Here is a 24,164-nt window from a genome sequence, read left to right on the forward strand (position 1 = left end):
CGTCCCGGGATCGACGGGGACTTCTGAAACAGGCATTCGGTCTGTTGAGAGGAAGTACGTGGTCATATGGCTCGTGGAAGGAAGTACCCGCCGGAGTTGCGTGAGCGGGCCGTCAAGACGGTGCTGGAGTCCGGGCGTCCGATCGCGCAGGTCGCCCGCGACCTGGACGTGCACAAGGAGTCGCTTCGGAACTGGGTGCGGCTCGCCGAGGCCGACGCCGGAACGCGCAGCGACGTGCTGAACACGGTCGAGCGCGACCGGATGCGTCTGCTCGAACGTGAGGTCAAGGAACTGCGGCGGCAGAACGAGATCCTCAAGGCCGCTTCGGTGTTTTTCGCCAAGGAGCTCGACGGGACCCCGCGGAGGTGAGCGCCTTCATCGAAAAGCAGCGGGCGGCCGGCTTCGCTGTCGAGCTCACCTGCCGCACCCTCGGGACCTCGCCCTCGGCGTTCTACCAGCGCGCGACCGGGGTGTTGTCGACCCGCGCGCAGGAAGACGCCGTGTTGCTCGAGCAAATCCGGGCGGTGTACCGCGCCAACTACGAGGCGTACGGATCGCTGCGCGTGTGGAAGGCGCTGCGCCGTCAGGGCGTGCAGGTCGGCCGCGGCCGCGTTGAGCGGCTCATGGCAGCGGACGGTCTGATCGGGGCCAAGCGCCGCGGCCGAGCGTGGAAGACCACGGTCGCTGACCCGGCCGGCTCAGGGCGACCGGACCTGGTCAACCGCCAGTTCACCGCGACCCGGCCGGACGCGCTGTGGATCGCCGACTTCACGTATCTAAAGTCGTGGGAGGGCGTGGGGTTCTTCAGCTTCGTCCTTGACGTCTACTCCCGCCGGGTCGTCGGCTGGCAGCTCGCCGGCCACATGCGCACCGACCTCGTGCTCGACGCGCTGAAGATGGCCTTGGGCACCCGCCGACACGGCGCCGATCTACAACTTATCCATCATTCGGACAGGGGATCGCAATACACGAGCTTCGACTTCACCCAAGCGCTCCTGGACAACGACGTGCTCGGCTCGCTCGGCTCGACCGGTGACGCGTACGACAACGCGATGGCCGAGAGCTTCGTGGACAGCTTCAAGACCGAGCTGATCCGCGACCGCGTCTGGCAAACCCGCACCCAACTGGAGCTCGCCGTTGTGGAGTGGGTCGGCTGGTACAACCACGACCGCCTGCACTCCGCGATCGGTCACATCCCGCCCGTCGAATTCGAGACCCTCTACGCGATACGGTCCGGCTCACCCCTCTCCCACTGACGAGAGAGGAAACCCAAACAACAAGTCTCCGTGAAACCGGGACGGCTCAGAACGACGTCATCGACGGCGCACGGCGGGCACCCCCGATGGTTTCCCCGGGGGAAACCTCGGGCTGCCGCTCAGCCCCGTATCCATCGGGGTTAGTGGTCCCTCCCTGTGCCTGACCACCCGCTCCCACCATGAACTTCGTCCAGGGTGAGAGCAGGTGGTCAGACCCAGTCCGGGACCACACCGAGATAGAGCACGGGGCTGAGCGGCAGCCAGGTGGTGGAGGGACAGCCAGGCGTCCTTGAAGACGTGGGAGAAGGGCTTTCCGGGTAAGGCGGAACGAACAACGGCGGAGAGCTCTGAGGCGCGGTGCGGGCGAGACGCGGGGCCGGCGGAGGAGCAGGTGCCGGACGGCAAGCCGGAGCGATCGGCTCGCTCGGGCAACTCGGCTCCGCGGTGCAGGTCGCGGCGGACGACGCAGACCAGCGTCGGCACGAAATACCGAAACTTGGGTGCGTAATATTGCGAGCAACAAAGCTTGCTCGCGATTCGGCAGTACAGGCGCGAGCAGAGCGATACAGACGGTCGTGAGCGTGCGATGGAGTGGTCGTTGCAGCCTGACGGGCAGCGTCGGCCGCCGGCCTCACGCAAAGCTCGGTCACGTGCATGCGCGCGAGCTTCGGCGCTACGTCCGAGCGAGTCGCAGAGCATCGCCTGCGCGCGTCGCCGGCTCAGCTGCCGGTCCGGCCCGGTGCGCTTCCTCCCACGCGGGTGCAGCACTTTCACCAGCAGATAGTCCGCTGCCCTCCTCCGTGAGGTAGCCGACGACGGCGGTTCGCCGCCTGCTGCAGCCATACAGTTCGACCATGGCCCTACGCCCGTCCCCTACTGCCTTCGTGACGTGGGCTCATGCCGGCGAGGGCTGGCCCTCGGAGGTCGTTGCTGAGTGGGCAGCCGAGGTGTACGCATTTTGTAGGTTGCTCCGCGAGCAGGGCATCGACGCCGACGCCGACGTATTCCACTTCCATGAGCCGGGAGTGAACTGGCATCACTTCGGCCCACGCGCGATCGAAGATCGCGACTACACGCTCATCGCAGTTAGTGAACCGTGGAAACAACGCTGGGAGGGGCGAAACGATCCCAAGGTGGGTGCTGGAGCTGCCGCCGAGGCGAACGCGCTGCATGGACTCTTCTCCCGTGACCAAGCCGAGTTCAGGCGAAAGGTCGTTCTCGTGGAGCTGCCGTCGATGATTGGCGCTGGCGCGGTCCCTGATGCGCTGGCTGGATTCCAACGCTTCACGATCGGGGGCTTCACCAACGCGTATTGCGAAGAACTTGTGCGCCTACTCACTGGGCAACCTCGGGTGCCGCTGCCTCCACTCGGCAACGTGCCAGACCTGCCCCCTTCACCGCCCCTGTCAGCGCGCGGTCCGTCGCGACCGGAGGATGACGTCGACTTAGCCTCGATCCACCGATCCATCCGGGGTCTGAAGTGGAGTGACCTCCCAAGCAGGGCTTGAAAGCGGTCGTTCGCGGCGACCGCGGCTCTGCTCAGGAGGTCACCCTCATGGTGAACGAGTCGGCGGTCGTGGTGTTCGATGATGAGCGGGCGGTCGCGAACGCTGGGGTGATGCTCCCCGCGCTCCTCGCGCAGCGCCTCGGGCTTGAGCAACTCATCGAAGAGTGCGTGGATCTCGGCGACCGTCCTGGCGCGGCGAATCCGGGCCGCAAGGTCATGACGATGTGCTCGGCGATGGTCCTCGGTGCGGACTGCATCGACGACTGCGATCTGCTGCGCTCAGGACAGACCGGCGCGGTACTCGGGCATCGCGTTGCGGCGCCGTCAACGCTCGGCACGTTCCTGCGGGCGTTCACGTTCGGGCACGTCAGGCAGCTAGACCGCGTGCTTGGCCTCGCGCTTGAACGCGCGTGGGCCGCGGGCGCCGGCCCGGGCGACGAGCGGCTGGTGATCGACGTTGATTCGTTTGTCGGCGAGGTCCACGGCTACAAGAAGCAGGGCGCGGGCTACGGCTACACCCGAAAGCTCGGCTACCACCCACTGCTCGCGACCCGCGCGGACACCGGTGAGGTCCTCCACATCCGGCTGCGGAAGGGCTCGGCGAACACCTCCCGCGGCATGCTCCGCTTCTGCGAGGAGCTCATCGCCCGCGTTGATCGCGCCGGCGCCACAGGCCCGAAGCTGCTGCGCACCGACTCGGGGTTCTGGGCGAAGAAGACGTTCGTGCGGCTTGACCGGGCCGGCTGGCAGTTCTCGATCGGGATCCGCATGCAGCCTCACGTTCGCGCGCTCGTCGACGCGATCGACGAGGACGCCTGGGTGACCTTGGAGGACTACCCCAAGACCTCTGTCGCGCAGATCGCCGAGACCACGATCGGCGACTTCCGCATGATCATCCGCCGAGTCAGGACGCTCTCCCAGCAAGGCGAGCTGCTCCCGAGTTGGGAGCACTACCCGTTCGCGACCAACCGCACCGACGACCTCCAGATTGTCGAGGCTGAGCATCGCCAGCACGCCGTCGTTGAGCTCGCGATCCGCGACCTCAAAGATCAGGCGCTCGCGCACTTCCCCTCGGGCAAGTACCACGCCAACGCCGCCTGGACCGTGATCGCCGCGCTCGCGCACAACCTGCTGCGCTGGACCCAGAAGATCGCCCTCCCGGACGCCACCACCCGCACCGCGCGGACCCTCCGCCGGCGGCTGCTTCAGGTCCCCGGACGACTCGCCCGCAGCGGCCGCCGCACGCTGCTGCGGATGCCCGCCCGCTGGCCCTGGCGACAGGACTTCCTCACCGCCCTAGACCTGATCCGGGCGCTGCCGCCACCCGCCTGACACCAGGGGCTCCCGACGTTCAGCCGCAGGACCGCTGGCCTCGGCCTGCCCGCGACCACCCAAACTCACGCCACCGCGACGGCCTCAACTGGCCCCACCCGCACTGCGAATCCCTCAGCGCGCTCGATCACCCGCGCCGCCACCCCGAGCTGACCCACTCGGCCGCTGACGCGGCCCACATCAAGGCGAACGGTGGATCGAGGCTTAGATGACGGCACCTCGCTTCAAGCGAGGGCGATCGCTGACGCCGAGCGCGAGGTCGCCGCAGCCGAAGCCCTGCTTGACCGTCGCGGGCTTCCGCGCACCCGCGCCACCATCCCGGGCTTCGGGGCAGGCCGAGTTCCCAAGACGAAAGGGCAGCAGTATCCGCCGGACCCTTTGACCGAAGATGAAGTGGTTGCGCTCCTGAGGTACCTCGACGATCCCAGCAGCAAGTACGAGACAGGGGGCGGCTCGACCTCGCGTCTAAGGCTTCAAGCGCTCATCGCCGTGTTGTGGCGCTCGGGGTTGCGCATCAGCGAGGCTCTCAACCTCGAGCCGCGTGACCTGAGACCCGCGAATCGGTGCATCGTCGTGCGACGTGGAGTGCGAGGCACCGATCGAGTGGTCGCGATGGACTCGTGCGGCTGGACCTACCTTGACGCGTGGATGGAAGTGCGCCGGGCGCTGCCGCCGGGACCCATTTTCTGCGTCGTAACCGGGGCCTCGACGGGCGAGCGCTGGTCAGACGCAGACGTGCGGCGGAGCCTCAAGAGGGTTGCCGAAGGAGCAGGTGTGAAGCGTCGTGTCGCACCCCAGCAGTTCAGACACGCCCACGCTATTCAGCTGTGGGAAGAGGGAGTCGACATCCGCGCGATCCGACACCAGCTCGGTTCGAGCCGCCTCGACAAGGTCCTCAGCTACCTGGACGGGCTCGCCCCCGAGACCGCCGTCGCGCCGATCGGGGATCGCAAGCCGCCTCGATCCAGCGGACGCGCGTAGCTAATTGGAGACACGGGTTCGACGCACTGGACCCGAGGAACTCGGCGTCGAGGGTTCCTACCGCGTGCTTCCGAGCGTCCCGTCCCTCCGCTCCGGCCCCGCAGGACGGGGGCCGGGTACGTTGGCCACGTGGCCGGTCGTGGTCGGCCGAGCGAGTGCCGCCGTTGAGCGCGCCGGTGAAGGCCTGCGACCACCCGACGGTGGGCGCCTCCGTGGCTGATTAACAACAGGCATCATCGACGGCGGACAGTCAGGGAGCCTCGGAGCGCCCGGCGGGAAGGTAGGGGTCTAGAGGGAGCGCCTCGTTCCTCGGCTTGGCCCGCCTCTCGCGCTGCCGCCACACCCGGCTGTGAGTGTGGCCGCCGGGCGGGCGGCTGGTTCGCGCCATCCCGGGCATGGACGAACAACTGGAACTCTTTCCGATGGTCGACGTGAACCTGAGCGAGCCGCTGCTCACCGCCGAGGAGGTCGCGGGCTTGCTGTCGGTGCCGCGTTCGAGCGTCTATGAGTACGCGCGCCGGCAGCACCGGCCGTTGCCGTCGATCGGTATCGGCCGGCACCGCCGGTTCTACCGCTCAGACCTTGAGGCGTGGCTTACGCAGCAACGCGACCACGCCCAGCAGTAGCCGCCGCGGCCGGGGGCTCGTCGCCGGCGAACGCGGCGGCGACGAGCTGGGCGTCGTCGGGCTTGGGCGTGTAGTGCAGGTAGCGCATCGTCGTCTGCACGTCCGCGTGACCCATCCACTCCTTCACCCGCAGAATGTCGGCCTGGGCAATCATCCGCGTCCCGAACGTATGCCGCAGATCATGGAACCTGAGCGGTCGAAGCCCCGCCGCCGCCAGCGCCTTCATGTACCGCCGCCGGAGGGCGGAGCCGTCCAGGAAGCCGCCGAGGTCGCCGACGAACACCGGGTCCTCATCACCGGTCCACCGGGTCCGTTGCCCGAGCCGGGCGAGGACCACCGCTACCTCTGGGGCGAGTGGGACCGCGCGGACCTTCCCCGACTTCGGTGTCGTCACCACCCCGGCTGAGTAGCTCTGCCGCACCCGCACCAGGCAGCCAGCGAAGTCAACGTCACCCCACCGCAGCGCCAGCAGCTCGCCGCGGCGCAGCCCCGTGAACGCCGCCGTCAGGAAGATCGCCGCGTCCTGCGCGCCGGCGGCCGCAGCGACGAGCGCCCGGACCTCGGCGGGGGTGAATACCTGCAGGTCGACCTTCTGCGGGGCGCGGAGCTTCTCGATCCCCGCCACCGGATTGGTCCGGAGCCCGTACACGTGCTCGGCGCGCCTGAAGATCCCGTGCAGCTCGACCAGCAACTTGTTCTTCGTCCGCGGCCCCACCAGAAGGCCCGCGCGCCAGCGCTCCACCTGCCGCTGCGTGATCCGCTCAAGCGGCAGGTGGCCGAACGCCGGCAGCAGGCAGCCATTCACCGTCGAGCGATACGACCGCAGCGTCGAGGGCTTACAGCCGCGGTCCTGCTCGACGTACCGCAGCCACTCCGCCGCCGCGTCGCTGAACAGCACCTCCCCCACCTTGCTCCCCGGCACCGCCAGCTCGGCTTCGCGATCGAGGACCTCCGCGAGCCACAGCTCAGCGGTCCGCTTGGTGAAGCACCCATCCGCCGGCCGGCCCCGCCCGACCCAGGCCGGACCGATCCTCCGCTGCCGCTGACGGCCGTCGGGTGCGCGGTACTTCGCGTACCACACCGCCCCACGAACGCCGTCACGCCGGAACACATGCCCAGAACCTGCGCCAACCAGAAGACGATCCACGCCAACCCCTTTTCGGGACGAAGTTCGGGACGAACTCCGATGCCGACCAAGGCGCGGAAACCTGAGAACCCCGGCAAAGACAGGGAATTCTCAGCGCGCCCGAGAGGATTCGAACCTCTGACCTTCGGTTCCGTAGACCGACGGTCACTCGCTCCGATGGCGCGCAAGATCCACGCGGGCACGCGTCCCCGGGCGGAACCCAACGCCTTCTCGGACAAGTAGGTCCCGTTGGTGCTCTCCGCCGCCGAGCGACCCGTCTGCTTTCACCGCACGCCACCAAGGAATCCCACCCGGCTGCTCAAGGCGGACGACTCGCCCGACGCGCCACGGCGCCCCAGGACAGAGATCGACGTAGGTCTGGACGCGTCCGGCCGGGATCTCTCGCATCGCCTGCAGCAGTTCCCCGCCCGAGTCCTCCCCCACGTCCTCGCGACCCATGGACGGCAACCTAGCGCGGGCTTGGCGACGAGCGTTCGTCGTCACCGAGAGCCGGGCGTCGAGCGCCCAGATCGGCGACCCGGCGCTCGCGAGACCGTCGCCGGCGAAACCGGGTGTTACCCCCAGAGTTACCTCCGACCGACTTTCGCCGACATAACCATGCCTCGAAAACGCGAAAACGCCTATTTCATGGGCGTTTTCGAGAGCCGACGAGCGGATTCGAACCGCTGACCCCTTCATTACGAGTCGGGGCCAGTGGCGCGAGGGCGGCTTGCGCCACCGCGCGAGCCGGCCGTGAGGTGACGCGAGGGCCAGGTTGTCGCGCGACGAGCGGGCCCCAACGGAGGCGTCCCCGGGCGCTCAAAAAGCGCGTGTTGCCCCATCCGTTGCCCCATGAGCGCTATTGCGCCAAATAGCGTCACCGTGACGCGTTTCAAGCGCCGTCAGGTCCGCCGACCGAATAGAGTCGATTTGCAGGCATCCTTAAGCACGAAACGCCCCTGGCGAGAGGGGCGTTTCGTAGTAGCGGGGGCAGGATTCGAACCTGCGACCTTCGGGTTATGAGGCGTCTCCGCGAGCTCTCTGCGGCTACTTCACGTCGTGGAATACCCAGCAAATCGGCACCTTTAGGCATATGAAGCGCCCGGCGAGCTTCGCTGGAATGCGTGGGGCGTGTTGCCCCATTGTTGCCCCAGCGGCGAGGCGGTCGGGCCGATTTCCGACCTTCGGGTTTCCGCCCCGACGGTCGCGCAGGACGCCAGTGGGCACATCACCGATGACCCACCAGGTCGCCGCACACCCGACTACTGAGGTGTGGGCGGTGGTCGCCCCCGGCGCGCACGGCCGCGCTGTCGTTCAGGTTGCCGCGGCGGCCTGTTCAGTGGCGTCGTGCATGAGCAACTCGGCGCGCTGCTCGTCGGTGAGCAACCGCACTGCGGAGCCTTGCGGGGTCTTGGTGACGTGTAGGACTTGCTCGATGCGTTCGGCGATCGCGGGGACGTGGCTAATCATGGCGATCAGGCGACCGGTGTCGGCGCGGCGTTCGAGCTCGTTGAGGGCCTGGTCGAGTGCATCGGGGTCGAGGCTGCCGAAGCCTTCGTCGAGGAACAGGGCCTGCAGGCGACCGCCACTGCGCCCGGCCAGTTCGACGAGGCCGAGCGCGAGCGCGAGGCTGGCGAGGAAGGTCTCTCCGCCGGATAGTGTCTCGGGCGTCCTCGCTGCGCCGGTCTGGCGGTCGACGATCTTGAAATCCTCGGTGAACCCGTACTGGCCGGCGGTGACGTCTCCGAAGATTCCGCTGGCCAAGATGAGGAGTGCCCGCTGTCGCTGTGCGACGACGTAGCCGGTGAATCTCCCGTCGCCCAGCTGGAACGCGAGCTCGTGCAACCCGGCCCGCAGCTGTTGGGCTTGGCTCAGCATGGCGTCAAGCTCTGCGGCCGGCTTGAGTTGCGCGGCTGCCTGCTCGCGCTGGGAGGTCGCGGTCTTTAGCTCGGCGACGACGTCGATCACGGCTTCATGCACCTGCGCGGAGTTCTCAAACCCCGCAGCGCTCACCATCCTGGAGCCTTCCTGCTGCTTGGACTGGGCGGCTGCGCGGGCCCGGGTGGCGGTGTCCTGCAGCTGCGTAAGCATCTGCTGCGCGGCAGTGGTGATCTGCTCGCCGGCGCTGATCAGCTCACCGATCGATGCGCTGGTTGCCAGCTTCGGCAGGGGTTGTTCGTGATGGCGGTTGACTTCGGCGGCGAGGGTGTGCAGCGTGGCTCGTTCGCTCAGTGCTGGTCCGTGGATCTCGGTCTGGATGCGCTGTTGGGCCTCGTTGAGCGCCGTTTGGCACGCCTTGGCGGTATCGGCGGTGCTCTCCCCGACCGCGTCCCGATGTTTGGCCTCTTCCAGCGCGGCCTCGAGCCGTGCTTCGGCCTCGGCGAGCTCGATCGGGGCCGCGCTCTGCGGCACGTCAGCCCAGGACGGCAGCTGCGCGAGGCGGCCCCGGACCTCTGCTTCGCGCTTGGCGGAGGCCTCAACTTCGCTACGGAGGTCGCCGTCGCGGCGCTTGAGCTCGTTCTGCTTCGCCTCGAGCGTCGCGTTAGCTCGCTGGTGCTCGCCTTCGGTTGTTGACCGCGCCGATGTGGCGGCTCGGTACTGCTCGACCGCCAGGTTTGCCGGAGCGTTGACCTGCGCGTGGGTCGGCTCGTCGTCGGCGAGTGTCGCTGGGTCCAGGTCGTTGGGCAGTGGCGTGTGCGCGACCTGTGCCCACGCTACTGCCGCCCGATCGCGGTTGTCGGTCGCGTCGGCGTGTTGTGTGGTCGCGGTACCCACCGCGGCTTGCAGGCGGGTGAGCTCGCTGAAGACGGCTCGCTCGGTCTCCTCGGCGGCGGCCAGCGTTGTCGCCATCGCGGCGTGATCGATGGTGAACTGCGGCGCGATGAACGTGCCGGGCAGCGTCTGGGCGCAGACTGGGCAGGCCTCCCCCGGCTGGCAGCCGTGAGCGGCTGTCGCGGCGGCCTGGTCGCGCTGCACGGCGACCATCTTCAGCTGAGCGGCGGCCTTACTGGCAAACGCCTCATCGTGGGCGGCTCTCACAGCGATCTCATGCTCCTGGGCGAGCGCGAGGCCGGCGCTGAGACCCTTCAAAGCCAGTTCTGTTGAGTTGAGGTGCTGGCGGGCGCTGACGATCTGCGTGATCGACCCGAGCACTTGGTCGGCGGCGTGCTTCGCCTCGCGGGCGGCGGACTCGGCACTCTGTTCCGCTTCTACGTGTTGCGTCAGGGTTCGTTGGAGCTCTGTATTTCGCTCGCGAAGCACGTCGAGCGTCGTCAGGTCCTCGGCGAGTTCGGCGCGCCGTCGCTGGGATGCGGCGCGGTCCTCGATGATCGCGCGCAGGGCGCTGTTTGCCGTATCGAGCGTGCCGAGCATGCGGGTGATGGCCACCGTCGAGCGGTGCTGCTCGGATGCCTCGTTGATGGCGGCGCGGGCTGCGGCGGCGTCGCGTTCGGCGACCTGGGCCGCAGCAGCCGCGTCTGAATGGCGTCGAACGAGGTCAGCTTCGAGCTGCTCGAGGGTGCGCAGGCGGTCGATCAGCGCCGCGTCGTTGAGGTCGGTGATCCGGTCGGCGCCCGCGGTCGCGTCCTTCTCCTCGCCGAGGTCGGCGCGGGCCTCCTCCAGCAGCGCCTGCGCACGCTGTTCCAGCTTCTCTAGCTCGTCGGCGCGCGGGGTGAGTTCGGCGATGGTCGCCGTGGCGCTGGTGTGTTCGGCATGCGGGTCCGGCATGAACTGGCCGCGAGCTCGTAGGAGTTCCTCGTAGCGGGCGGTGACCACGGCTTCCAGAGCCTGGGCGCGGCCTCGGGTCTGGTCGAGCGCGTCGAGCCCGAGAATCCCCTTGAGGATGCCGACACGTTCGGCTGTGGCGGACTTCAGCAGTTGGTCGAAGCGGCCCTGGGGCAGGAGCACGCATGACTTGAACCCGTCGTAGTCAAGGCCGACCAGCGCCTGGATCCGCGTTTTGACTTCGGTGGAGCCGTCGACTTTCGGTCGCTCAGGGTCGCTCAGGCATACGAGCTCCTGGGTGCTCGGCGGATAGTTCCCGCTGGGTGCGCTACGCGTGATCTTCCACTGCTGCCCGTCGGCGTCGAAGGTCAAGCTGACGGTCATACGAAGGGACCCGTCGGCGATGAGTGACTTGACGTTGCGCCCGCCCCAGGTGGCGGTGCCGTAGAGCGCGTAGGTGATTGCCTCGAGGAGGCTGCTCTTGCCCGAGCCGGTCGCGCCGATGATTGCCAGCAGGCTGACGTCTGAGAAGTCGACGGTGGTGTCGGTCCGGTAGGACCGCAGGCCGGTCAGTCGTAGCTCGAGGGGTCTCATGTCCGCACGACGCGGGAGGGCGGGCGGGGTAGCTCCGCGTCGAGCAGGTTCCTCAGCCCGTCGATCGGCGGATCTTCACCTTCTTCGGTCTCGTGTCTCATGGCTGCAAACAGCGTCTGCACCTGTAGCGCGGGGACGTCGGAGTCGCGAGTGGCGCGTTCCTCCAGGTAGGTCGTCAGCAGCTGCTCGTAGGTCGGCTCGGGTTCATCGGGGTCCAGGGCGTCGGGGTCCAGGACCTGTAGGCGGCGGCTCGCGACGTCCTCGACGACCTCCACCAGCGTTGCGTTGGGCAGCAGCCCCACGATCGTGTCGGCAAGGTCGGGGATCGGGTCCTGGGTCTGCACGATGACGCGGACCAGTTCGCGATCCACGTCGGGCGCTGCGGCGGTGATCTCCTCGATGGTTCCGTGAAGCACGCGCAGCGGCCGGGCGGAGTTGAGCGGCAGCCGCGTGATGTCGGCCGGGCGACCTGGCTCGGCGACCACCATGATTGACGACTTCTCCTGGCCGGCCTCGCCGAAGTCCAGCTGCATCGGGGAGCCGACATAGCACGCCGGCCTGCCCGGGAGTTGCTGGGGCTTGTGGATGTGGCCGAGCGCAGTGTAGGACACGGTAGGCAGGCTGCCGGCCTCCGCCGCGTAGGTGTCGGACACGTGCAGTGGGCGCTCGGTGCCCGATAGGTGCGCGCCGCTGACATGCAAGTGGGCGGCGTAGAGCAGCACGTCTCGGACGGGGTCATAGCCGGCTTCCAGACCCTGATGCAGAAGCTGGTTCATCACCTGCAGCTGCTCGGCGTACTTGCCCATGAAGCGGCGCGGATCGTCGAACCAGTCCACCTGCCGGTTGGCGTGCACGAATGGCATCGGCGCTAGTCGCAGCCGCTGGGAGCCGTCGCGCGAGGGGAAGTCGAGGATGCCGCCACGGTCCGGATGCTTTGCGCGTGGCACAAACTGCACCGGGGCGTGCTCTCCCATCAGCAGCGAGAACACCTCCAGGAGGGACGGTGAGTCGTGGTTGCCGGCCAGCACGACGGTTGGGGCGATCCGGCCAAGGCTGTTCAGGGTCGAGAGCGCGAGGCGCATGTCGGCGGTGGCCGGACGGAAGCTGTCAAAGACGTCGCCGGAGTGAATGATCAGGTCGGGTTTGACCTGACGTGCCTGGGTGACGATCTCCGCCAGTACTGCGCGGTGGTCTTCTTCCCGGGAGAGGCGGGCCAGCGATTTGCCGACGTGCCAGTCAGAGGTGTGGAAGATGACCGCCATCAGAGCGCCTCGAACGCGGCCACGCCTTGCGCCTGCTCGGCTGCGGTCATGGCGGCGTCACCCGTGTTCGTCGCGTACGGCGGGAACGGGAAGCGCAGCGGCACCGGAACGGGGATCCGCGGCTGGGAGCAGACCATGGTGCCGGGCAGGAACCGGGTTGCGCGTTCGCGCAACTCGGCGGTGAGGAACTTGTACTCGGAGGCCTCGGTGGCGTCGAGGCGTCCGCAGATCTTCAGGGCGGGCTGGCGGACCACCGGTTCGGCGACCCGGCCGGCGGCCTGTTGGCAGCCGATCAGCAGCACGCCGAGCGAGCGGCCGCGTTCGGCGATGTCAACGAATAGCTCGCGTAGCGGACCGTGACCGTCGCGCGGTGCGTACTTGTTGAGCTCATCGAGCATCACGAACCGAAGCGGCTCGCGGCCGGTCGCCTGCTTCTCCTCGAAGACGCCGGAGACGAGCGCCCCGACCACGAATCGTTGGGCAGAATCGTGCAGGCCATGGATGTCCACAACGGTCACTGCCTTGTTCATTTCGACGGGCTGAACGCCCATTCGGATCAGATGGCCAAGGCGTGGAGCGAGCGCCATGATCCGTCGCAGGAACGCCATGACCGTGCCCTGCTGGGTGTTGCCGCTCCAGTTGTGGGGGCCGTCGGGGTCAAGGCGGACGTCGAGCACGTCGAGCAGGTCGTAGAAGTCACGCACGACGTGACCGGCACCGGCGGACTTGGCCGGTGGGCGGCTGCCGACGATCCGCTCAAAGGTGCGCGATGTGGAGTGCGGTTCGTCGCAGATCACCACGGCACCGGGTTCGCTATCCAAGGGGTAGGCGTGGCGGGCAAGTTCGGCACGGACGACCTGTTCAACGAAGCCGACCTGGGTGCTGCGATCATCCGAATCGGTCAGGCAGAACCGCAGCAGCCCTTCGCGGATGAATCGTTCGGGCGTCCAGCCGTAGATCGTTGCGCTGGGACGCGACTGAGCGCTCGACACCAGCTGCTCGCCCTGCTCGCCGCCTGGCTGCGGCGGTGCGAAGAAGTCCACCGACCCGAACGGCTGGGGGTCCGGTACATCGAGCGCGGCCCACTGGGCGCGACGCTCATCGTTGAGGTTCTTGTGCGCGCGGTCCAGGTGCATGAGGTCTTCGCCCTTGACGTTGAAGACCAGCGCGCGTGTCTGGGTGGCGGCCGGACCCAGCAGCGCTCGGCCTTGCGGGGTTTCGAGGATCATGTAGAGCAAGAACAGCGCGTAGCTCGTCTTCGCCGCGACGCCGCTGATGCCGCTAATCGAGACGTGGCCGCCCTGCACGCCGTTCATGAAGCTGAAGTCGCCGTAGATCGGCTGCTGTTCCTGATCAAAGCCGATCGCCAGCCTCCCGCCGTCCATCTGATCCAAGAACAGTGCCTTCTCGCGATCGGCCCCACGCGCTTGAGCGACCGTAGCCCCGGGGTTTGGCGCTACCCACAGCTCGGGGTCGGTGCGTAGCACGCTGATCTCCGCGCAGCGGCTGGTTTGACCGGGCATCGTCTGGGTCAGTGCGATGTGCCGTGTATCCGACGGCAGCTCCGCCCCCTCGATGACTCCGGTCTGCTCGGTCACGATGCCGTAGTGAGCGACCTCCACCCCCGACGGCAGCGTCTGGCGACTGACCACCAGTTCGTCCAATTGGACGGTGGCGGTGTCGTCAAGGACAACGGAGAAGCGTCGCGTGTTGATCGCGGCGGCGCCGTCGATCGCGCCGAGCCGGTCGTTGGGTATGTCGGTGATGTCGGTCACGGTGGGAACTCGGTTTCTTCTGGGATCATGGGAGGCAGCTGCGGACGCTTGCCGATGGTCAGCGTTTCGGGCTCCACGATCGCCTCGACCCGATAGGGCTGTTTCGGACCTGAGTCATCAAGGTCGAAATGGATCGTCACCCAACCGAGGGTGCGGTCGATCGAGACGACCTCGCATAGGGCGTCGGCGGGAATCTCGCGCGGCGCGCCGTCGCCGTGCTCGTCTGGGTAGGGACCCTGCGCAAAGCCCATCACCGGCTCGTTGGTGCGGACCCAGTCGCCTGGTTTCATGCGGTCTCCTGGGTGTGGTGCCGGTCGACGGCGATACGTGCCGCGCGGCTGGCTAGCCGCGCGTTACCCAGCCGGCGGCGCAGCTGCTTCTCCAGTGCGCCGACCGGCTGCAGGTTCTGCGGGGCTCGCGGGTCACGGTGCGCGATGCCGGCGTAGCGCGGCAGCACACACGTGACCTCGTCGACGGTCTTGCGTGCGACCTCGATGCCGGCGGACTGCGGCAGTTCGAGCCGAACGATGCCGTGCCACGGGCTTGAGCGCGGCCCTGGCACCGCGATGCGCACGTAGCACGAGTAGCGATCGGTGCCGAGGACGAACAACGGTGTGCGCTCGCCGCAAAGCAGGGTCGCGACGAGGCGGTGCTGGTCGGGGGGTAGCAGCGGGCGATGGTGCGTCTTGACCAGACCGACGACCGGGAGGTCGCGCGAGCGCACGAAGCTCAGTGGCCCGTCGACGATCGCCAGCCACCCGTCCGCCGCGAGCCGTTCGGCAAGGTTGCCCTCCGCCATCCGCATGCGGGTCTGCAGCTCTTGAAGTGGCGCATCCGGCTCCGTGGAGGCGATCGCGATCGCCTCCCACTGGTATCCGTCCACCCCGGGAAGCGCCACGGGCACGCCGCCGCCGAAGATGACGAACCGCCCGGTCTGGATCGGCCCGTAGACCGGAACCCTGCCCGCCGAGCACAGCACCGCCCCGCACCCGTAGGCGCCGACCGTCCCGCGTAGGAGCGCCCCGTCGTCGCTCTGGCGATACAGCAGCCCCTCCCCCCGCCGCACGCCGTCGACGAATGCGGCCGGACGCGGCTCACACGGGGCCGGGGCGATACGCATCCCGTCAGCCTGCTCGGCCAATGCCGCGGCACCATCAGGCTGATCGTCGCCAATCAGATATGGCGAGCCGTAACTCGCAGCCCAGTCTTCGAAGAACAAGTCGGTCATGACGCAACACGACAGCGTCTCACCATGTTCGGACAACCGGCCTTGGTCTGCTCCGCTGATGGCGGCACCGGCCGCAGCATCACGTCTCGTGCTCCGTCGGCGTCGAGAGCCGAGCCGCGGCACGGAGGGCGGGCGTGAGGTCCAGTCGGGAGGAAGCCCAGTCTGCGTCGAGCAGGTTCTCGCCGAGGAATTGGTGGTGTTTCTCGGTCTGTTTATTCTCGACTGCCTGCGCGAGCTGCTCCGGTTCGGGGGGCGCGGCGATGACCGCGCACAGCGCGGCGTTCACGGTGTCCACATCGGACTGTTGGACCAGCACCGCGAGCCCGTCGCGGCCGGCCTTGAGCCCAGCGCTGGCAAGCAGTAGTGCCAGGGTGTCGAGCGTGCGATCTCCTTCCCATGCGAAGAGCACCACGTCGGTCCCCCACGCGAGCACGCTCTGGACGCTGAGGTCCAGGCGCGTGTAGGCGTCGCGTCCCTCGGCCAGCAGGCGCTGCGCTTCGCGATCCAGGAAGGCGGGCACCGCCGTGTCCGCGAGCACCTTGCGCATCTTGTGCCGGATGGCGTCGTCAACGAGCGCGCCGCTGCCGTTGAAGCCCGGAGCCCGTCCTCCCGGTGCCGGCTCCAGTTGGATCAGACGTTCTGCGTCGCGGATCTCGAGCACACGCCAGCGACGTCCGGCGAAGAGGATGTGATCGTCGACTGCGAGCGGTCGCGAGATCGGCAGCGTCCCCAGCGTTCGCGTACCGGCGACGAGGCGGAACTCGTCCGAGGTGATGAACGCCGAGTAGAAGTCATGGCGGTTGACCAGCCGTTCGCCCTGCAGCCCGAGTACGACAGTGCCGTCGCCGGTCTGGACCAGCAGGTCGTGGGCGGCAAGGTCACGCAGGAGATCGCCGAACATTGACGCGCTCACGTCGGCAAACGGCCCCGGCGCGCACAGCGCCCGCCACGCGTCCGCCGCGCGAAACCCTCCGCGTTGTGCAGCGATCGACAGCACCTGCTGTGTGAGGGTCGACAGGTGCAGCGCTCCCGGGCGGGGTGATTCGTTGAAGCGCGCCGCGAGCAGCAGGATCATCGCGACGGCTTGCGCGACGTCCTCGCGAAGCTGTGCGTGGGGCGGTGTGCGGGAGGTGACCTCGTCCTCGGTCACGTAGATCCGAAGCGTCGACGGCACGCCGGCGCGCCTGCCCGAGCGACCCAAACGCTGTCGCATCGACGCGACTGAGGGTGGGGTGTCGATCTGTGCGATTGCATCGACGCTGCCGACGTCGATCCCGAGCTCGAGGCTTGTCGTCGCGACGACGGTCGCCGGCCTGCCGGATCGCAGCGCGGCCTCGGCCTCTTCGCGGACTTCCTTTGCGAGGCTGCCGTGGTGGGGGCGAAACTCGTCCGCAGTGGTTGTGTGTTCGGCGAGGCGGCGGAGCAGGTCGACCATCGACTCGACCTTCGCTCGGCTGTTGGCAAAGACCAGGTGGGTCCCGCCGCTCGTCACGCCGTACAGGTGCGCGGCGATTGCGAGCTGGTCGGCGTCGGGCGCATCGTCGGGTCCCGGTGCGCGCTCGGGACGCTCGTATCCGCGGACCTGGATGAGCACCTCGTTCTGTTGCGCCGTGGACTGGACGATCACAGGCGCCAAGTCAACCGTCGCCGTCGGTCTCAGGAACGTTGCTGCCAGGCCGAGGTCGCCGAGCGTCGCCGAGAGCCCGATCCGGGGGATCGTGCGGCCGACGGCCAGCTCCACGCGGTGCAGCAAGGACTGCAGCTGCCGCCCGCGCTCCGTTGCGATGAAGCTGTGCAGCTCGTCGATGACGACAGCGTCGACACCGGCGAAGAAGGCCGAAACACTGCTGCCGCGCAGCACGAACATCGCCTCCAACGACTCGGGCGTGATGAGCAGGATGCCGGCTGGTGTGGCGCGCAAGCGTTTCTTGCGTGAGGCCGCGACGTCGCCGTGCCAGGGTGTGACCGGCATGCCGACGGTCTCGGCCATCGGCTCCAGTCGTCGAGCCTGGTCGTTGATCAGCGCCTTCAATGGAGAGAGGGACAGGATCCGCAGCCCGTCGCGCTGTTGGTCCACTGCGGTCAGTCGGGAGAGCAGCGGCAGGAACGCCGCTTCTGTCTTGCCGGATGCCGTCGCTGAGGCGATGACCACGTCGCGCCCGTCGAGAATCGGGTCGATCGCTTGCTCCTGGATGTCCCGCAGGGCCGTCCACTTCTGCGCCCACACCCATCGCTGGATAGGCGGGGCGAGGCGTTCGAATGCCGATGAGCTGCGCCCGGCCTGCTGGCTCACAGCTGGAAGCTCGTCAGCTCTTCGTCGTCGTTGCCGGGCCCGTCGAGGTCGCCGGCGGGTTCGACCAGAAGCGGGTCCGGGCCTGCATCTGCCTCGACTTGGACCTGGCCAAGGAGCACGCGCCAGTCAGCATCCGCGTTCTGATCCATCACCGCGAGGAGCTGCACGAACGCCTTGATCGTTGTGCGGGGAGTGCGGAAGTACGCTTCACCGAGCCGTCCGGCACAGTGACGCATGAACCCTTCAAGCGCTTCGTCGGGCACCAGATAAGCACTGCTGTCGCCGCCGGCTTGGACGTGGCGCAGCTTGGTCAGCAGGACGTACAACTCCTCGGGCGTCAGGGCGGCGAGTCGGAGCACCGGACCGGAGAGGTCACGCAGGTTCCCGTCGGCGAAGGCGTTCTCAGCCAAACGGCTCTCAAGGGCCTCATAGCTGTAGAGGCCGCGGCGGGTGTCGGTCAGGAACTCAGGTGTCCCGCCCATCAAGAAGCCCACGTGCTCTACACCGCCCTGTAGGCAGTCGTTGACGATCCGCAGGATCTGCTCGTAGTTGCTGCGCCGCGCCGTCGTGCTGGCGAGCTTGTAGAGGTTCACCATCTCGTCGAGCACGATCACCAGACCGCTGTAGCCGGCATGCGTCACGAAGCGCGCGAGCAGCTTCAGGTGGTCGTACACGTTCGCGTCGTCGACGATCGCGCGCACCCCGAGGTCGGCGCGTGCCTCGGTCTTGGTGGTGTACTCGCCGCGCAACCAGCGCACCGCAGCAGCGGTCAGGGCGGCGTCGCCGGTGTCGTGTCCGCGCCAGTACGCGCCGATGACGGCCGCAAAATCGTACCCACCGACCAGCTCCGAAAGCGATGAGAGCCGCGCCTCGATGATGGCCTCCACAGGACGCTCCTCCGTCTTGGCCTGCTGGAGCGCCGAAGTGATGAACCGCTCGACCACGGCGCCGAGTGCGCCGCCTTCCGGGCTGGTCCGCGTGGCAAGGTTGCGGGTGAGCTCGGCGTACAGGGTGCGGGCCTGGCCACCGGTGGCGTGCAGTCGCCGGTCCGGCGTGAGATCGGCGTGCATCGTCACGAGGTTCTTCTCAAGCGCGATCGCGCGCACGAGCTGCAGGAAGAAGCTCTTCCCGGCCCCGTACTCGCCGATCACGAACCGGACAGCGCTGCCGCCGTCCGTAATCCGTTCCAGGTCGGTGAGCAGCGCGGTGACCTCGGGCGCGCGTCCGACCTGGATGTGCTGCTGCCCGCGGCGCGGCACCACGCCGGCCGACAGGGACTGCAGGATCGCATCGCGATCGCGTGGGCGAATCCGGGCGTCAGTCATCCAGGATCTCCTTCAGGACCTCGCGGTCCAGTTCCACAGGATCGTGGCCTTCCAAGAGCGGTGCATCGGCAGCGTCGAACGCGGCATCGTTGACGGTCTCGATTGCCCCGGACGCCATCAAGCCCAGTTCGACGGCCACCGCCTCCAGTTCCGCGCGCGGCCAGGCCGGTTGGGCCGCCAGCGCGCGGACGAACCGTGAGTGCGCGGGGTCCAGACCGGCGACGCCGCCGGCAAGCGGCTCCTCGATGTCGGGCGACCGAGCGCGCTCTGCTGACTCCTCGTCGATGAACACGGCTGTCAGCACCTGGCTCACCTGTCTGGTCGACGCCATGACTTCGGCCAGCCGTGCGGGGTTGAGCACCAAGTCCCCGCCGCTCTGGGCACCGCCGTCGGCCGTCTTTGCGGGCTGCGCGGGGATGGTGAAGTCCCCGGCATCGTGGTCGGCCGGAATGACCGGGATCGGCGCGGATGAGGCAAGCGCGTGCATATCGCCGTGAACGGCTGCAGCGTCGAGCCCGAGCAGCGTGTAGAGGCGCTTGATGGCGTCGACCTCGTGTGAGCTCACGTGCCCATCGGCTGCCGCCAGCGCCAGCAGGAAGCGCGCGAGTGTCGCGCGTTCAGCTAGGTCGAGGGTCTTGGTACGGGCCTTCAGGCCGGCGCTGCCGGGCCGCTCGGCCAGTAGCCACACTAGGTGCGCGCCCAGACGACGGCGACCGGCGGCGGGCAAAGCGAGCGCGTTCTCGATGCTCGCTTCCAGGTGCATCCGTTCCGCGTCCGGAACCTGTCAAGCCGGATGAGACAGTGTCGGGGCGAATTTAGTGAGCGGCGGGCTCCTCGGGCTTGGGCTTGTTGATGTAGGCGGCGGTCGGCAGCGCGGGCGGTCGGGGCGGGTGCCGGACGAAGCGTTCGGGCGTGGCGGCGTAGGCCGCGTCGAGGACGGTGGTGCGGGCGGCGTGGACGGCCGGAGCGTGGCCGTGGTGGACGTCGTGTGGGGTCATCAGGCCGATGCCGGCGTGGCGGTGAGCGTGGTGGTACCAGCCGAAGAAGTCGCGGCAGAAGGCGCGGGCGTGGTCGATGTGGTCGAACCGTGCGGGGAACCCGGGCCGGTACTTCATCGTCTTGAACTGTGACTCGGAGTACGGGTTGTCCGTCGACGTGTACGGCCGGTTATGCGAGCGCAGGACGCCGAGGTCGGCGAGGAGGAACGCGACGGGCTTGGACGTCATCGCCGGGCCGCGGTCGGCGTGCACCGTCAACTGGCCACGGACGATGTTCTGTTGCTCGCACGCCTGGCCGATCAGCGCCTTGGCCAGGTGCGCGTTCTCGCGGTGCTGCACCGTCCAGCCGACGGCGTAGCGGCTGTAGACGTCGAGAATGACGTAGAGGTAGTAGTAGGTCCACTTCGCCGGACCCTTCAACTTCGAGATGTCCCAGGACCAAATCTCGTTCGGCCGCTCGGCGAGCAGTTCCGGTGCGGCGTAGGGCGGATGGGTCAGCTGCGCGCGGCGCTCGGTGACGCCGCCGTACTCGGCGGCGAGGATCCGGTACATCGTGCGCTGCGACGCAAGGTAGATCCCCTCATCCAGCAGCGTCGCCCAGACCTCGGCAGGGGAGGCGTCCTGAAAGCGCGGGCTGTGCAACTGCTCGAGCACCGCGGCACGCTCCTCATCCGACAGCGCCCGGCCGGGCCGCCTGCGCGGCACTGACGCGCGCGCGGGCGGCGGGCTGCGTCGGCGATACAACGACGCCCTGGACGCGCCGAGGGCGCGGCACGCGGGCAGGATGCCGACCAGCGGCTCGATCTCAATGACGGCCTGATCGATCATGATCGCGGCGGCTGCTCGTCGGTCTCCGGCGCGCTCTTGGCCAGCAGTTCTTCCAAGAGCGCGGAGACGTTTCCCTGCACCTCGATCACCCGACGCGCCGTCACCAGATCGGCCTGCGAGCGCTCCAGCTGGCGACGCAGCGCCGCGTTCTCCATCCGCTCGGCGCTCGGCGGCTTGGGGCCACGCTGGCGAGGCTCCAGCGCCCCGAGCGCGCCGCTGTCGCGGGCCCGCCGCCACTCCGTCAGCAGCGAGGAGTACAAGCCCTCGCGGCGCAGCACCTCGCCGATCTCGCCGGGCTTGGTGCACGCCTCGGCGGCGAGCACGATCTTCAGCTTGTACGCCGCGGTGAACCTGCGGCGCGTCGCCCGCGGCACGAGCTCGGGATCCGGGACCCCCACCAGCGACGACGCGCCGCCGGCGATGTGCCTACGCTCGCCTTCGGCTCCCTCCGGCACACCGCCGGCGGAACCCTCCAGCTCGTCCTTCATCCCTGCAGAGAACTGCGACACAACGCACGTCCGTTCTCGCCCTCAGGCTCAGTAAATACAACGGTAGAACCTGTCTCACGTCACCTTGGCAGAGAGGGGAACGCGAAGGCGGCGGCGACGAACTTCAAGGCCGGCGCCAAGACGTGGAACTACGACGTCTACGAGAACGCGGGCGGGAAGTACAGCTGGCGTGCGAAGGCCCGCAACGGACAGAATGTCGGTAGCGCTGGTGAGTCGTTCGCGAGCAAGACCAACGCGCAGCGCGCTGCCGACAACGTGCGCGACAACGCCGGGACAGCCACCGGACCGTAGTCGCGGGGCCGCCACCACCCCACCGGCGCCCGCCCCAGGAAAGCGCGGCCCGCCCGGGGTCGATGGCCGGCCTTGGGTCAGGATGGGTGAAGTCCGCGGCCGTGTTTGACCAGCCGGTTCTCGGCCTGGAGGCGTCGGATCGTGGGGTACAGCGCGGTCGCGGGTGTGTCGAGGCTGGCGGCCGCTTCGGCGACGGTGATGCCCGGGCGCGCGCGGATCGCGTTGATCAGCGGCGTCTCGTACTTCCCCGACCGTCGCGCGGCGACGCCCGCGGGCGTGGTGTGTTCGCCTCGGGCGTCCGGCGTACCGGAGGCGTTGGCTGACGTGCCGCCGCCGGGGAGCAGCCGCAGCGGCACCGCGACGATCGAGAGAACCTGTCGGACAAGAGACGAGAGCACATTGTGAGGATCGCAAACGCGCGCGCCCCACGTCACGTCGGCGCCGCCACCCCACCGCCGGCGGAGCTGGGCGGTGCGCCACGTGTCCGCCGTCAGCATGAGATCGACGAGCCGCTCGTGTCCGGCGTGAGGCGTGAGCACCTCAGACGCCACGAGCATCGCGACCATCGCGTCGTTGGCGGCGACGCGGGCATCGTCGTGGCGGTAAAGGTCAGCGATCCGGGTCACGAACCAACCCTACGTAGGACGTCGCTATCCCATACGCGGCCGGCCGACCGCTCACGTTTCTCAGCAAACCGCTTGGAGCACACCGGTGACCGGGTGCTCGTGGCTCCGCTCGATAATCGGTCTTCGGGAACCCGCCGCGGGGTCTCCCTCCCCCGCCCGGTCGCCGGCGATCCGCGCGGCACCACAAGCGTGACGTTTTGGCACGGCACAGCAAGCCCAGTTGACGGGTCCATGCCGCGATGTCAGTGGCGGAGGGCATAGATCGCCACCGCTGCGATGAGGACCGGCAGGCCGAGGCTGGCGCGAGTCAGGTGCTCGCCCGCTCGCTCCAGCATCGTCACCTTGTATCTGGCGTAGCGGGCGTTCCAGCCCGCGGCGCGGAGAACCTGGACCGCGCGTTCGATGCGTGATTCCGGGATGGTCTGGCTGGCCCGCGTGAGGATCGCGGTGCTCGGGAGAACCGACCACGGATGGATCTTTGAGGAGGCCTGAGTCGCCCGCCATCCGCACAGTCCAAGGCTGCCGGTTACCCACAGCAGCAGCAGCCCGATGACGACCTGCCACGGTCGCCCGTTGATCCGGGTGACGAGCAGGGTTCCGCCGGCCGATGAGAAGCTGCCGGCTATAGCCGTCGCTGATTGGAGGGTGGCTGCGCGTCGCTCGACGCTCTCGGCCCGGCCGTCGACCATCCGCTCGGCGATCTGCTCCGCCTCGGCGAGGATCTCCTGTGCGATGTCCGGGTCATCTGTCTTCAGCCGTTCGACAAGCTCGACTTTGGTGAACTCGAACCGGTTGTCGGGATCAAGTTCGGGGTCGGGATTCAGGCGATGGCACGCCCAGTTCCACGCCTTTGCCGGCCACCCGGATACCGCTGTCTCCTCGGCCGTCTCCGCGTCAGCCGGTAGGTCTGGCGGGGCGGCCGGAGAGTCGACGGCCGTCGACGGTTGCGGCGCGGGCTGGGTCATGTCATCAGGAGGCGCGTGAGGGCGCCGGCGATAGGCACGTCGGCCAACTGTTCGAGCCACGCCCACTGCCCGTTGGGGTTGACCTCCAAGAACCAGAGGGCCCCGTCCTGGTCCCGGACGAGGTCGATGGCGGCGAACTGCAGCTGGAGGTCAGCGCACAGGAGCAGGAGCGCGCTTGCGACCCTGGGCGGCAGCTCGATGGGCTGGTGGTCAAGTGCAGCAAGGTCACCCGCGCGCATGTCCACCGAGGTTTCCGTGGTCGCCTGGCTGTCGATGGCGACCGCGAAGACCGTCGTCCCCACGACGGTCACGCGGACGTCCTCGGTCTTGTCGATGAACTGCTGCAGCAGGTAGGGCTCGGGACCGATGTGATCGAGCGGGCCGGAGTCGCCGAGCCGCCGGGTCCACAGGCTCCGGGTCGGGGTCACGTACGCCGCCTCGACGGGCTTGACGATGATCGTCTCGTGCCCGGCGGCGAACGCGGCCGCGACGACGGGGTCGTTGGTGACCCGCCAGTCGGGGACGTCCAGCCCGAGCGCGGCTGCCCGCCGCAGGTTCGCGGGCTTGTCCTCCGCTTGCCGGTTGTGACGGGGATGGTTGACCCACAGGGCGCTGACCGCGCCGAGCGCGCTGTCGAGCGCGGCGAAGGCCTGCCGCTGCGCCCACCGCGTGACCTCCGGCGACCGCCCGGTGATGACCGGTGGCCGCGGCCGGCGCCACCACACCGCCCTCACGTCGCGTAGCCGGATCTCCCGGCCGTCCATGCGAAGACAACAGCCGGCGGGGCCGTCGTCGATCCTGATCGGCTCCGGATAGAGGTCGGTGTCGAGCAGGACCCAGTCCGCGCCGGCCTCGTCAAGCTTGGCAGTGACCGCCGGCAGATGCCCATCGCCGGCGTGCGAGACCACGAGGATCACGC

The 24,164-nt window shown here is 68.4% G+C and carries 21 protein-coding genes, 1 tRNA gene and 1 pseudogene; 7 read left to right on the plus strand and 16 right to left on the minus strand.

All coding sequences use genetic code 11. The annotated features are described in order from the left end of the window. Nucleotides 1-66: 66 nt before the first annotated feature. From NBH00_RS18640 to NBH00_RS18665, 6 genes are all read left to right on the plus strand, one after another. Nucleotides 67-369, plus strand: coding sequence for a transposase (locus NBH00_RS18640; protein ID WP_254569053.1), 303 nt, complete (start codon nucleotides 67-69; stop codon nucleotides 367-369). After that, nucleotides 366-1,256, plus strand: a complete 891-nt coding sequence (locus NBH00_RS18645; RefSeq protein WP_254569052.1) for an IS3 family transposase — start codon at nucleotides 366-368, stop codon at nucleotides 1,254-1,256. The genes NBH00_RS18640 and NBH00_RS18645 overlap by 4 nt, the downstream gene beginning before the upstream one ends. A 965-nt stretch (nucleotides 1,257-2,221) precedes the next feature. Next, nucleotides 2,222-2,764: a hypothetical protein gene (locus tag NBH00_RS18650; protein ID WP_254570087.1), complete on the plus strand. Its 543-nt coding sequence runs from the start codon at nucleotides 2,222-2,224 to the stop codon at nucleotides 2,762-2,764. Nucleotides 2,765-2,811: 47 nt separating this feature from the next. Then, a complete protein-coding gene (locus tag NBH00_RS18655) occupies nucleotides 2,812-4,095 on the plus strand; it encodes an IS1380 family transposase (RefSeq protein ID WP_254569020.1) in 1,284 nt (427 codons plus the stop codon). A gap of 192 nt (nucleotides 4,096-4,287) precedes the next feature. Next, nucleotides 4,288-5,076, plus strand: coding sequence for a tyrosine-type recombinase/integrase (locus tag NBH00_RS18660; protein WP_254570088.1), 789 nt, complete (start codon nucleotides 4,288-4,290; stop codon nucleotides 5,074-5,076). Between the two features lie 395 nt (nucleotides 5,077-5,471). After that, nucleotides 5,472-5,702: a helix-turn-helix domain-containing protein gene (locus tag NBH00_RS18665; protein WP_254570089.1), complete on the plus strand. Its 231-nt coding sequence runs from the start codon at nucleotides 5,472-5,474 to the stop codon at nucleotides 5,700-5,702. On the opposite strand, the gene NBH00_RS18670 is transcribed toward NBH00_RS18665, so the two are convergent. The 13 genes and pseudogenes from NBH00_RS18670 to NBH00_RS18725 form a co-directional block, all read right to left on the minus strand. After that, a complete protein-coding gene (locus tag NBH00_RS18670; protein ID WP_254570090.1) occupies nucleotides 5,671-6,849 on the minus strand; it encodes a tyrosine-type recombinase/integrase in 1,179 nt (392 codons plus the stop codon). The genes NBH00_RS18665 and NBH00_RS18670 overlap by 32 nt on opposite strands. 94 nt (nucleotides 6,850-6,943) lie before the next feature. Further along, a tRNA-Arg gene (locus NBH00_RS18675) sits at nucleotides 6,944-7,031 on the minus strand. Next, nucleotides 6,994-7,527: an MGMT family protein gene (locus NBH00_RS25615; RefSeq protein ID WP_367401266.1), complete on the minus strand. Its 534-nt coding sequence runs from the start codon at nucleotides 7,525-7,527 to the stop codon at nucleotides 6,994-6,996. The genes NBH00_RS18675 and NBH00_RS25615 overlap by 38 nt, the downstream gene beginning before the upstream one ends. A 615-nt stretch (nucleotides 7,528-8,142) precedes the next feature. Then, nucleotides 8,143-11,145: an AAA family ATPase gene (locus tag NBH00_RS18685; protein ID WP_254570091.1), complete on the minus strand. Its 3,003-nt coding sequence runs from the start codon at nucleotides 11,143-11,145 to the stop codon at nucleotides 8,143-8,145. Beyond that, a complete protein-coding gene (locus NBH00_RS18690) occupies nucleotides 11,142-12,407 on the minus strand; it encodes an exonuclease SbcCD subunit D (RefSeq protein ID WP_254570092.1) in 1,266 nt (421 codons plus the stop codon). Before NBH00_RS18690 ends, NBH00_RS18685 begins: the two co-directional genes overlap by 4 nt. Further along, nucleotides 12,407-14,182, minus strand: coding sequence for an ATP-binding protein (locus NBH00_RS18695; protein ID WP_254570093.1), 1,776 nt, complete (start codon nucleotides 14,180-14,182; stop codon nucleotides 12,407-12,409). Before NBH00_RS18695 ends, NBH00_RS18690 begins: the two co-directional genes overlap by 1 nt. Next, complete coding sequence (locus NBH00_RS18700) at nucleotides 14,179-14,472, minus strand: hypothetical protein (RefSeq protein ID WP_254570094.1); 294 nt, start codon at nucleotides 14,470-14,472, stop codon at nucleotides 14,179-14,181. Before NBH00_RS18700 ends, NBH00_RS18695 begins: the two co-directional genes overlap by 4 nt. Next, nucleotides 14,469-15,410, minus strand: a complete 942-nt coding sequence (locus tag NBH00_RS18705; protein WP_254570095.1) for a hypothetical protein — start codon at nucleotides 15,408-15,410, stop codon at nucleotides 14,469-14,471. The genes NBH00_RS18700 and NBH00_RS18705 overlap by 4 nt, the downstream gene beginning before the upstream one ends. 79 nt (nucleotides 15,411-15,489) lie before the next feature. Continuing rightward, complete coding sequence (locus NBH00_RS18710) at nucleotides 15,490-17,703, minus strand: DEAD/DEAH box helicase (RefSeq protein ID WP_254570096.1); 2,214 nt, start codon at nucleotides 17,701-17,703, stop codon at nucleotides 15,490-15,492. Then, nucleotides 17,700-19,028 carry an ATP-binding protein gene (locus NBH00_RS18715; RefSeq protein WP_254570097.1) on the minus strand — a complete coding sequence of 443 codons (1,329 nt, stop codon included), beginning with the start codon at nucleotides 19,026-19,028 and terminating at the stop codon, nucleotides 17,700-17,702. The genes NBH00_RS18710 and NBH00_RS18715 overlap by 4 nt, the downstream gene beginning before the upstream one ends. Then, on the minus strand, nucleotides 19,021-19,515 hold the full coding sequence (locus tag NBH00_RS25310) for a tellurite resistance TerB C-terminal domain-containing protein (protein WP_302182757.1): 495 nt from the start codon (nucleotides 19,513-19,515) through the stop codon (nucleotides 19,021-19,023). Before NBH00_RS25310 ends, NBH00_RS18715 begins: the two co-directional genes overlap by 8 nt. Nucleotides 19,516-19,536: 21 nt before the next feature. Continuing rightward, a pseudogene (locus tag NBH00_RS25315) lies at nucleotides 19,537-19,797 on the minus strand (TerB family tellurite resistance protein); the annotation flags it as partial. Nucleotides 19,798-19,843: 46 nt separating this feature from the next. After that, nucleotides 19,844-21,276 (minus strand): IS3 family transposase gene (locus NBH00_RS18725; protein ID WP_254573690.1). Its coding sequence is split into 2 segments (ribosomal slippage): nucleotides 19,844-20,928 and nucleotides 20,928-21,276, totalling 1,434 coding nucleotides; the frame shifts between segments, so codons are not numbered across the junction. Between NBH00_RS18725 and NBH00_RS18730 the strand changes: the two genes are divergently transcribed. Continuing rightward, nucleotides 21,277-21,654: a YegP family protein gene (locus tag NBH00_RS18730; protein WP_254570099.1), complete on the plus strand. Its 378-nt coding sequence runs from the start codon at nucleotides 21,277-21,279 to the stop codon at nucleotides 21,652-21,654. A 77-nt stretch (nucleotides 21,655-21,731) separates the two neighbouring features. Here the strand turns inward: NBH00_RS18730 and NBH00_RS18735 are convergent, their stop codons facing one another. The 3 genes from NBH00_RS18735 to NBH00_RS18745 all read right to left on the minus strand — a co-directional run bounded on the left by NBH00_RS18735 (nucleotide 21,732) and on the right by NBH00_RS18745 (nucleotide 24,162). Continuing rightward, complete coding sequence (locus NBH00_RS18735; protein ID WP_254570100.1) at nucleotides 21,732-22,280, minus strand: hypothetical protein; 549 nt, start codon at nucleotides 22,278-22,280, stop codon at nucleotides 21,732-21,734. 242 nt (nucleotides 22,281-22,522) lie between these two features. After that, on the minus strand, nucleotides 22,523-23,245 hold the full coding sequence (locus NBH00_RS18740) for a hypothetical protein (RefSeq protein ID WP_254570101.1): 723 nt from the start codon (nucleotides 23,243-23,245) through the stop codon (nucleotides 22,523-22,525). Then, nucleotides 23,242-24,162: an MvdC/MvdD family ATP grasp protein gene (locus NBH00_RS18745; RefSeq protein WP_254570102.1), complete on the minus strand. Its 921-nt coding sequence runs from the start codon at nucleotides 24,160-24,162 to the stop codon at nucleotides 23,242-23,244. The genes NBH00_RS18740 and NBH00_RS18745 overlap by 4 nt, the downstream gene beginning before the upstream one ends. Between the last annotated feature and the right edge of the window lie 2 nt (nucleotides 24,163-24,164).

The organism is Paraconexibacter antarcticus, assembly GCF_024220175.1.
In the GTDB taxonomy this organism is placed as follows: domain Bacteria; phylum Actinomycetota; class Thermoleophilia; order Solirubrobacterales; family Solirubrobacteraceae; genus Paraconexibacter; species Paraconexibacter antarcticus.